The following is a 1,192-nucleotide window of genomic DNA, read 5'->3' on the forward strand; positions in this document are numbered from 1 at the left end:
GGGGGGCCGGGCCCCCCGCCCGGCCCCCGCCGCCGTCCCGGGCCGCCGGGGGCCGGTCCGGGGCTCGTTCCCCCCTGCCCGGCCTTGTCCACGGCGTCCAGCCCCGTGTGGGTGATCCTGCCGACGAGGCGCAGAAATCGGCCGCCGCCGCCACTACACTGAGGCTCACTCCCGCACCCTTGTACCCGGCGGTTCGGGGGTTCCCGGGGCGCCCCGGGAGACCGGGGGCGGCCCCGGACAGCAGCACTGCACACCCATACGCGTCAGGCCCACAGCGTCGTGCGTCTTCCACGCGGCAAGCCCCTCCACCGCCTGCGGCCGTCGGGACGGCCGTCCGCACTGGACTTGTGAGGACCTCACGTGAGCTCGCACCTGAAAAAGCCGGTTGTACTCATCGCTGAAGAGCTGTCGCCCGCCACCGTCGACGCGCTCGGCCCCGACTTCGAGATCCGGCACTGCAACGGTGCCGACCGCGACGAGCTGCTCCCCGCCATCGCCGACGTCGACGCCGTCCTGATCCGTTCCGCCACCAAGGTCGACGCCGAGGCCGTCGCCGCCGCGAAGCGGCTGCGGGTCGTCGCCCGCGCCGGCGTGGGCCTGGACAACGTCGACGTCTCCGCCGCCACCAAGGCCGGCGTGATGGTCGTCAACGCCCCGACGTCCAACATCGTCACCGCCGCCGAGCTCGCCTGCGGCCTGCTCGTCGCCACGGCCCGCAACATCCCGCAGGCCAACACCGCGCTGAAGAACGGCGAGTGGAAGCGGAGCAAGTACACCGGCGTCGAGCTGAGCGAGAAGGTCCTCGGCGTGGTCGGCCTCGGCCGCATCGGCGTCCTGGTCGCCCAGCGCATGTCCGCCTTCGGCATGAAGATCGTCGCCTACGACCCCTACGTCCAGCCGGCGCGGGCCGCGCAGATGGGCGTCAAGCTGCTCTCCCTCGACGAGCTGCTGGAGGTCTCCGACTTCATCACCGTCCACCTGCCGAAGACCCCCGAGACGCTCGGCCTGATCGGCGACGAGGCGCTGCACAAGGTCAAGCCGACCGTCCGCATCGTCAACGCCGCGCGCGGCGGCATCGTCGACGAGGAGGCGCTGTACGCGGCGCTGAAGGAGGGCCGCGTCGCGGGCGCCGGCCTGGACGTGTACGCGAAGGAGCCCTGCACGGACTCCCCGCTGTTCGAGCTCGACCAGG

The 1,192-nt window shown here is 72.6% G+C and carries 1 protein-coding gene; it reads left to right on the forward strand.

Annotation, left to right across the window (positions count from 1 at the left end; translation table 11 throughout):
- Positions 1 to 360: 360 nt before the first annotated feature.
- The coding region (locus LPA54_RS32720) for a hydroxyacid dehydrogenase (protein ID WP_308112910.1) at positions 361 to 1,192 on the forward strand (832 nt) is incomplete at its 3' end.

Source organism: Streptomyces sp. DH12 (genome assembly GCF_020873895.1).
GTDB lineage: Bacteria > Actinomycetota > Actinomycetes > Streptomycetales > Streptomycetaceae > Streptomyces.